This is a genomic window from Streptomyces sp. Ncost-T10-10d (assembly GCF_900091955.1).
In the GTDB taxonomy this organism is placed as follows: Bacteria; Actinomycetota; Actinomycetes; order Streptomycetales; family Streptomycetaceae; genus Streptomyces.
Genome location: NZ_FMDF01000117.1, coordinates 1 through 7,714, shown reverse-complemented (window position 1 = coordinate 7,714; position 7,714 = coordinate 1). Strand labels below are relative to the sequence as shown.

At 67.0% G+C, this 7,714-nt stretch carries 7 protein-coding genes and 2 pseudogenes; 4 read left to right on the top strand and 5 right to left on the bottom strand.

What is annotated here, in order from left to right; genetic code table 11:
- The 3 genes from GA0115254_RS19080 to GA0115254_RS19070 form a co-directional block, all read left to right on the top strand.
- The coding region (locus tag GA0115254_RS19080; protein WP_141720859.1) for a WD40 repeat domain-containing protein at positions 1-882 on the top strand (882 nt) is incomplete at its 5' end.
- Between the two features lie 305 nt (positions 883-1,187).
- The gene (locus GA0115254_RS19075; RefSeq protein ID WP_093896514.1) at positions 1,188-1,577 is read left to right on the top strand and encodes a hypothetical protein; all 390 of its coding nucleotides are present in this window, start codon (positions 1,188-1,190) and stop codon (positions 1,575-1,577) included.
- A gap of 79 nt (positions 1,578-1,656) precedes the next feature.
- Positions 1,657-2,361, top strand: a complete 705-nt coding sequence (locus GA0115254_RS19070) for a DNA-3-methyladenine glycosylase (protein WP_093896513.1) — start codon at positions 1,657-1,659, stop codon at positions 2,359-2,361.
- Between the two features lie 237 nt (positions 2,362-2,598).
- Here GA0115254_RS19070 and GA0115254_RS19065 read toward each other — a convergent pair.
- The 3 genes and pseudogenes from GA0115254_RS19065 to fxsT all read right to left on the bottom strand — a co-directional run.
- Positions 2,599-3,072: pseudogene (locus tag GA0115254_RS19065) on the bottom strand (transposase); the annotation flags it as partial.
- Positions 3,073-3,129: 57 nt separating this feature from the next.
- Positions 3,130-3,408 carry a hypothetical protein gene (locus tag GA0115254_RS19060; protein ID WP_370740895.1) on the bottom strand — a complete coding sequence of 93 codons (279 nt, stop codon included), beginning with the start codon at positions 3,406-3,408 and terminating at the stop codon, positions 3,130-3,132.
- A gap of 51 nt (positions 3,409-3,459) precedes the next feature.
- Entirely contained in the window at positions 3,460-5,730 is a 2,271-nt protein-coding gene (gene fxsT, locus GA0115254_RS19055; protein WP_093896512.1) for an FxSxx-COOH system tetratricopeptide repeat protein, read from the bottom strand.
- Between the two features lie 542 nt (positions 5,731-6,272).
- On the opposite strand from fxsT, the gene GA0115254_RS19050 reads away from it, so the two are divergent.
- Entirely contained in the window at positions 6,273-6,743 is a 471-nt protein-coding gene (locus GA0115254_RS19050) for an RICIN domain-containing protein (RefSeq protein ID WP_176740187.1), read from the top strand.
- A gap of 220 nt (positions 6,744-6,963) precedes the next feature.
- On the opposite strand, the pseudogene GA0115254_RS19045 reads toward GA0115254_RS19050, so the two are convergent.
- A pseudogene (locus GA0115254_RS19045) lies at positions 6,964-7,107 on the bottom strand (IS5/IS1182 family transposase); the annotation flags it as partial.
- A gap of 58 nt (positions 7,108-7,165) precedes the next feature.
- Positions 7,166-7,660, bottom strand: a complete 495-nt coding sequence (locus GA0115254_RS19040; protein ID WP_093896510.1) for an NUDIX hydrolase — start codon at positions 7,658-7,660, stop codon at positions 7,166-7,168.
- Between the last annotated feature and the right edge of the window lie 54 nt (positions 7,661-7,714).

Genomic DNA, 7,714 nt, shown 5'->3' with positions numbered 1-7,714 from the left:
GACGGCCGCTGCGTCGCTGTCACCGGCAGCGCCGACGAGACGGTGCGGATATGGGACCCGACGACGGGCCAGCCCGTCGGCGAGCCCCTTGTCGGTCACACCGGCTGGGTGTGCGCGGTGGCGACGGCAGTGGTCAACGGCCAGCCGGTCGCCGTCACCGGCAGCTGGGACAAGAAGGTGCGGGTGTGGAACCTGATCAACGGCAGACCCCTCGGCAGGCCCCTGGCCGGGCATACCGGCCCCGTGCTCGGGGTGGCGACGGCGATGGTCGACGGCCGACCCGTCGCCGTCACCGGCAGCTTCGATGGGATGCGAATATGGGACCTGACCACCAGGAAGCCGTCCGGCGAACCCCTCGCCCACGTCGGCTCGGTGGATGCGCTGGCGACCACGTCGCTGGACGGCCGACCCGTCGCCGTCACCGGCAGCGATGACCATACGGTGCAGGTATGGGACTTGACCACCCGGCAGCAGGTCGGTGAACCCCTCACCGGCCACACCGACATGGTTCGTGTGCTCACGACGACGGTGATCGACGGCCGACCTGTCGCCGTCACCGGCAGCAATGACAACACGGCGCGGGTGTGGGACTTGACCACCGGCCAGCAGATCGGCGAGCCCCTCACCGGCCACACCGGCGGAGTGCGCTCCGTGGCAACGGCGGTGCTCGATGGCCGGACGGTCGCCGTCACCGGCAGCCGGGACCGTACGGTCCGGGTGTGGGACCTGACCACCGGCGAGCAGGTCACCTCCCGCCTCTTGTCTTTCCCCGAGCCTGTCGATGCGTTGCTGGTGGCGCCAGGCAGCGGGCTACTGGTCGGTTTCGATAGGGAATTCGCCTTCTTCTCCGCCCCGTTGACCGCGCCCGAGCAGACACCGTAGTGCCAGCGGCACTCCCGGGCAGCCATGGCCGCCCGGGAGTGCCGGATCGGGTGGACAGCACGCGTCACCGGCGACAGCAGGAACGTGCCGCCCGCCCAACTGCTCGTTTCGGAATGATGTTCGGAGTCATCTCAAGTAGACGATGACGCAGGCCAGTTGAAGCGGTCCCAGATGCAGGTCGGCTCGTATCTCGTAGCGGATCCGGAGCCGCTTGAGCTGGTGGAACCAGGCGAGGCCCGTTCGACAGGAGGGGCCTGCCCAAACCACTGCGGCAGTGATCCTGGGCGGTCGGTACAGTCGCCCGCATGACAATACCGATGCTGCAGGCGCTTGAGGCTGATGGAACACCCTGGGACGACCCGACTGAGGAACAGCTACACGATCTGCTGGCCAACATGACCCTCACCTGGCGGTTCGTCATCGTGAGGCGGCTTGACCTGGAGCCCGCCGATCAGCACTACATGCAGGTCCATCTCAACGATGACCTGAGCTATCAGCTGGAATACCGCGAGGGAGGGCCGGACAAGCACTTCCAGGCATGCTTCGACACCCGCGATCAAGGGCCTTTCGCGGTGGAACCTGTGGCCGAGGTACTTCGGGACTGGGCCTTCGGGCGATCCAGTTGGCGCCAAGCTCTTCCCTGGGTACCCTTCACTGCCTTGCCTCAGCCGGGTAGCCGGGTCACGTTGCCGTGACCCGGCTACCCGACTGAGAGCCGACCGCACCCGTGGTGCGGTCGCCGTGGGTTGGCTGGGGGCGGTTACCGTTTCGGTCATGTCTGACGATCTTCAAAGCGGCGACCCATGCCGCGCACCGGCGGGTGGCGACCATCCGCTCAGCCGTGAATTCTTCGACCGTCACGTTGCCGAGGTCGCACCCGACTTGCTGGGCCGCGTCCTCGTCTGCACGCTGCCCGAGGGAACGATCGCCCTGCGCCTTACCGAAGTCGAGGCGTACAACGGCCGGGACGACCCCGGCTCACATGCCTACCGGGGCCGCACCCCTCGCAATGAGGTCATGTTCGGGCCGCCCGGCCACATCTACGTCTACTTCACCTACGGTATGCACTTCTGCATGAACCTCGTCACCAGCCAGGACGGACACTCCTCGGCCGTGCTACTGCGCGCGGGCGAGGTCCTGGACGGTGTCGAACTTGCCCGCAAGCGTCGCCCCACCGCGCGCCGGGACCATGAACTCGCCCGGGGCCCCGCCAGACTGACCGTGGCCCTCGGCGTCAAGGGGAACTTCAACGGAGCCGATGCCTGCGGAGACGGCATACCCTTCAACGTTCTGACCGGCACACCCCCCGCCCCGGCGCTCATCCGCACCGGCCCGCGCACCGGCGTCTCCGGCGCGGGCGCAACCACCCCCTGGCGCTTCTGGATTGACGGCGACCCCACCGTCAGCCCCTACCGCGCCCACGTCCCCAGACGGAAACCGACCAGCCGGCCGACCGACACCCTACTCCCTGACGCATGACACACCCGCAGACCCTCGACGCGCACCGTCCGGACGCTGGGCACCGGTGACCGGGCGGGGCCTGGTGGTCAGGCCCCATACCCGCACCGCCTCCGCCGGGCGGGTGTGGCCGATCAGGAGCTAATCGAGGGGCTCGCGGTTGTCAGGCCCCACACCCGCGGCCCGTACGACGTTGGGGAAGTGATATGCCCGTACTGCCATTGTGGTTGGCTGACCACTCGCGCGAATAGCCAGGTGTCATGGTCGGTGGTGGGGGTGTGTGTCCCAACGGTGGGTGGTCCAGGCTCGTCGGATCAGGCTACGGATGGTGATGATGGTGTCGGCGAGGTCGAAGAAGGCGTCGATGACGTTGATGCGCCGTTCGTAGCAGCGGGCGAGCCGGTGAAAGGCGTTCTGCCAGGCGTGGGCGCGTTCGACGGGCCACCGCTGGGTGGCCTGGATGGGCGCTTCGATCCCCTTGTGAGCGATCCGGCCGTGCAGGCCCCGCTCGTTGAGGACGGCGCGGGTGGTGACGGAGTCGTAGCCGGCGTCGAGGCGCACAGTGGTCTCGTCGGGCAGCGGCCCAAGCTCTTCGAGGAGGTCCAGGGTGGGGGCGAGGAGGGGCGAGTCGTGGCGGTTGGCACCGGCCAGGATACGGCCGAGAGGGATGCCGTAGCCGTCGGTCGTACCCGACCGCTTCATGCCCTGCTTACCCCGGTCGACCGGCGACAGAAGGCCGGAGCCACCGACCCCCAGGGCTTCGGCAGTGTCGTGATGTCCACTTCGCGATCATGTGGCCGAGTAGGCGAGTGGTCGGTGGGCGTCACGGGCGTTGTGCCGCAGTGCGGAGGCGAGGTTCGTATCGCCGGCCAGGCGGAGGGCGCCGATGGCGAGATTGCGCCAGGTGGCCATGGCGCGAGGCGCCGTACTGGTTCGCAGCCGGGAAGCATCCTCTGCGAACGTCACATCCCTGACATGGTGCAGGGCCTCGACCTTCGAGTGGTCGCGGATCAAGCTCGCGAGTTCGGTGGGTGTGGCTTGCTCGGCGGTCAGACCACCGCTGGGCATGCGGTTCCAGCGTGCTGGTCAACAGATTCCGCAGCTCTGTGACGGCTCAAATCATTGCCCTCGGCGTCCGTGATGATGCGTGCCCCTGTTCGGTGCGGCCTTCGTGTCGTAAGCCTCGCCGACCGCAACGACCTCGCCGTGCCCTTGGCAGCTGTCGCGTTTCAGCAGACAGTTGACTAGAGCGAAGGCATCCTCCGTTTTGGGGTGGGTCTTGCCCAGCCGGGTGTTCAGGATCAGCGCGCCCCTGCGCGCGAGGTTCGCTGCGGTGGGGTCGTTCAACGCGCGCACGGCTCGGGCCTTGAGTAGAAGGGCGTACCCGATGTACAAGTGGTCCGGCGCGTAACTGGCCTCGCGGATCCGTAGCGCCCGGGAGATCAGTGGCACGGCCACGGCGTGGTCGTCCAGGTCGAGGTGGACACTCGCTAGTGCTATCAAGTCGAAGCTCACGTACGGGTCGTCCGGCCCGTACGCCGCCTCGTCGATCCGCAGCGCCCGCTCGGCCAATGGCACCGCCGCCTCGTGATCACCGAGAAGGTGTCGGATTCGCGCCAGGGTGGCCAAGTCCGTCGCGATGGCGGGACTATCCGCCGGCAGACAGGACTCGTGCAGGCTCAGAGCACGTTCCGCCATCGGACGCGCTCGCTCCAGCGCGCCGCGGTCCCGGTGGATCTGCGCCAAGGTAATCAGGTCGAAGCCGATTTCCGCATCCCTCTGTTCGAGCGATTCGTCGATCGCGAAGGCACGCTCACACAGGGGCAGTGCCACGGGGTGGTCCCCGATCGAAAGGAGGAACGCCGACGCCAGCCTCAGCAGCATCGCCGTCTCCGCAGCGCACTCGGCCGGCGGCTCGTCCTTGGTCACCACGAGCGCGTGCGGGAGCAGTTCTTGCCATCGTGATCGCGCATCCGGGTCACCGTGGATGTCGTGTGGCACGGCCGCGAGCAGCGCCCGGCACAGTCGCACCCGAGCGTCGGTGCGCACGTCGTCCGGCATCGCGGCGCGGATGGCGGCCTGCACCAGCCGGTGCAGCACCAGGGAGGAGGCTCCGCGCCTCGCGAGCCCCAGGCCGGCCAGAGCACCGACCGTCGTGTCCCACGCCACCGGGTCGGCCGCGGCTGCATTCAGTGTTTCTGTGTTGCTTCTGAACAGGTCCAGCGGGATCGGCTCCGGCGCCAGCAGGGCACACAGCTCCAGCAGCCGCATCGCTTGCGGCTGCTCGATCTCCAGCCTTCGCACGCTGAGCTGCCACAGGGTCGCGACCACTACCGTCGGCCGGTCCGCCAGCTCGCCCAGCACGATCATGTCCTCCAGCCGCGACGTCAGCAGAGCCAGGTACTCCTCAGGCGCAGTGTGGTTGTAGTCCATGTACCCGGCCGCCTGCTCCAGCGCCAGCGGCAGGTCCCCCAGGTGCTCAGCAATCCGGTCCGCCACCACTGTGGTCATGCCGCACACCCGCCGGGCCAGCAGTTCCACTGCCTCTCGCCTGGTGAACACGTCCAGGTCGATGACGCCGGCTCTGCTCGACCAGCCGCGTAACCTGGTCGTGACGATGACATGACCGTTGCTCCCCAGGTCACCCGACGGCAGCGCGTCCACGAGCGTGCCAGGTCTCTCCCCGTTGTCGAAGATGATCAGCCACGGACTGTGGTCCAGTAATGTGCCGTACACCTGCGGGATGACCTGCTCGGAGCTCACCTCCGCCAGTCCCAGCTCCCTGGCCAGCGAAGCGAACTGCGACGCCACCAGATCGGGATCCTCGGCGTCCACGAACGCCACGAACCGGTACTTCGACCGGTAGAGGTAGGCGTACTCAACCGCAAGCTGCGTCTTGCCGACACCACCCAGCCCGTGCACGACCTGCATCGCGCCATCGTTGCTCGAGGTGAGGCGCTGCCGTAACTCCCGCAATGCGGCGTCGCGGCCGGTGAAGTTGGTGTTGCGCGGCGGCAGCCGATAGGTCGCCGGACGGGGCCGCGAGCCCGAAAAACGTACCGCCGGTGCGCGGACCTCCCTGACAGCGGTCTCGACCAGGTCAGTGAGCGTGGCATGGTCACCCCGCAGTCGCGCGAGTTCTTCCTCGGAGGAGAGGTCGATCTGACCGGCGTGCGCGGAGCGGACGCAGGCGGTCACGTAGGCCGCGACCCGCTCCCACGGGGGCGGCTTTGTGAACTTGCCTGCCAGCAGGTCCGACAGCGACGACCGAGTGAGGACCTTGTTCTCGTCGTAGGCCAGCAGCTGCGCCTGGGTGGGTGATCCCGAGGACGTGCGCAACCGCTGCAACCGGTTGACAAACCAGCTTTGTGGTGAGCTCGGTCCCCTCATATACGCCGCTTTCTCTCGTCTCGCTCTCCGGAATCGTCCGGACTTCGGAGTCCAAAAATGTAGCTCATCCAGCGGGGGAGCCCAGCGGATCCGGGCTCCTCCGAGACCGCCGCGCCCGAGCGGTGCCACCCGTCAACGTAGACGGCGGCACAGGTGCCGCAGCACATCCCGACTGTCGAAGGAGTACTGCTCACGTCTTGTCGCTCAATCTCGGACTACGACACCAACGAGGCAACGGCGAACAAGAACTCTGCAAGGCTTCACACGCGTCTCGGTCGCCGTTGCAGGCAGTGACGAACGCGAGCGTCGTCCTGACCAATCCCAACAAGCCGGTCGCCGGAGGCATCCGTGCAGCGACGAAAACCGGTGTCTGAGCCCTGGAACCACTAGCTCGGGCCGGCCAAGGACATCATCCGTCCGTGGTTCGTCGGCTTCGGCCGTCAGTTCCGCGCAACACCCTTCTCATCACGTATCAGGGAACCTGAATGACCGGGCGGCGCCACAGGCGGCGCGCCAATAATCCGAACTCGAGGGGATCAATCATGGAACTCAAAGGAAACCTCATTCGACTCGCCGGTGCGGGCGCCGCGATCGCATTCGGCTCGACGCTGCTGGTCGGCGCCGCAACCTCGGCGCAGGCGGCGCCGGTGAACTACCAGGTGATCAACGGCAACAGCAGCAACTCCTGCCTCCAGGTGAACATCTCGGGAGGCAAGGGAAACCTCGTCCTCGGCAACTGTGACCGCAGCGCGAAGCAGGTGTGGCAGATCAGCGGCGGCATCTTCAGGAACCCGGCATCAGGCCACTGCCTCGACGGAAACGGCGCGGATGTCTACACATTCCCGTGCAACGGTGGCGAGTTTCAGAAGTGGACGACCACGTCCGGCAGTCCGAAGTCCATCAGGCACACCCAGAGCGGCAAGTACTTGGACGCGAACGGAAAGGTCGGGGCCCAGGTCGTCTTCCAGTCCACCATCGGCACGGCGTCCCGCTGGGTGATCGACCCGGTGTGATGAGTCGGCTGACCCCGTAAGTGCGGCGGGCCGCCCCTCTGGCGGCCCGCCGTAGGGAAGACACCGGTGTCTTTGCCACTCGTCGGTATCCACGTGTGCCAGGCACAACCCCAGGGCTTCGGCGTAGTCGCTTGACGTCGTGATCGTGATGGTCGGTCAGTTCGACTGGTTCCGGGAACGTGACAGGCACGGGCTTCCCAGATCATGGAGTTCTCGACGCCCGTCGGGCCAGGCGATGCGTGATGCCTCGGCTGCGGAGCCATTGCCACAGGTGCTGGTGGTCGTAGCCCTTGTCGCCGTGCAACTAGCCGAGCTTGCGACACCGGGGTCCCCTGCGGGAACGGATTGGCGGTATGCCCCGCACGTTGGCTCAGTGTCTTTCGTCATCGGCAGCCGACGGCGAATGAGGTGGGGTGCCGGGTTCACAGGCCGAACGACACCGGACTGCCCGGAACCCCACCGGCGATCAGTGCCGCCAGCAGTGAGGCGAGATCGCGGGGCGAGAACAGCTCGGAACCGCGGCAGTCGGCGATGTCTCCCAGCCGCCACCAGCGGAAGCCGTCGATGTTCTCGGCGGCGAGCTCGTCGTCGGACATCGCGCCTCGGGGATGGAACGACGTGGTGCGGACCAGAAAGTAGTCATTGACCACGCCGTCGTAGCCTGCGGCGTGTCCGGGTGCGACGACCTGCTGGTGCCATACGTGCGGCGGGTCGGTGTCGACCGTCAGTCCTACCTCTTCATGCAGTTCGCGGCGAAGCGCGGCAAGTGCCGTCTCGTCGCGCTCGACGCCTCCGCCGGGAGCCGCCCAAACGACCGTGCCGGCCGGCTCTGGAATGGCGAAGCGACACAGCAGGATGCGGTCGTTCTCGTCGAGAACGACCGCCCGGACTGAGTGACGCAGGTTCAACGAAGACATCCGGGCAGGCTATCCGCCAGCCAGTGAACTACACGATCCCTTGGAATCGATCAC

Bases quoted from the DNA above. Each gene is read 5' to 3' on its own strand.
- GA0115254_RS19075 (WP_093896514.1), top strand. From the start codon at position 1,188: ATGACAATACCGATGCTGCAGGCGCTTGAGGCTGATGGAACACCCTGG.
- GA0115254_RS19070 (WP_093896513.1), top strand. From the start codon at position 1,657: ATGTCTGACGATCTTCAAAGCGGCGACCCATGCCGCGCACCGGCGGGT.
- GA0115254_RS19060 (WP_370740895.1), bottom strand. From the start codon at position 3,408: ATGCCCAGCGGTGGTCTGACCGCCGAGCAAGCCACACCCACCGAACTC.
- fxsT (WP_093896512.1), bottom strand. From the start codon at position 5,730: ATGAGGGGACCGAGCTCACCACAAAGCTGGTTTGTCAACCGGTTGCAG.
- GA0115254_RS19050 (WP_176740187.1), top strand. From the start codon at position 6,273: ATGGAACTCAAAGGAAACCTCATTCGACTCGCCGGTGCGGGCGCCGCG.
- GA0115254_RS19040 (WP_093896510.1), bottom strand. From the start codon at position 7,660: ATGTCTTCGTTGAACCTGCGTCACTCAGTCCGGGCGGTCGTTCTCGAC.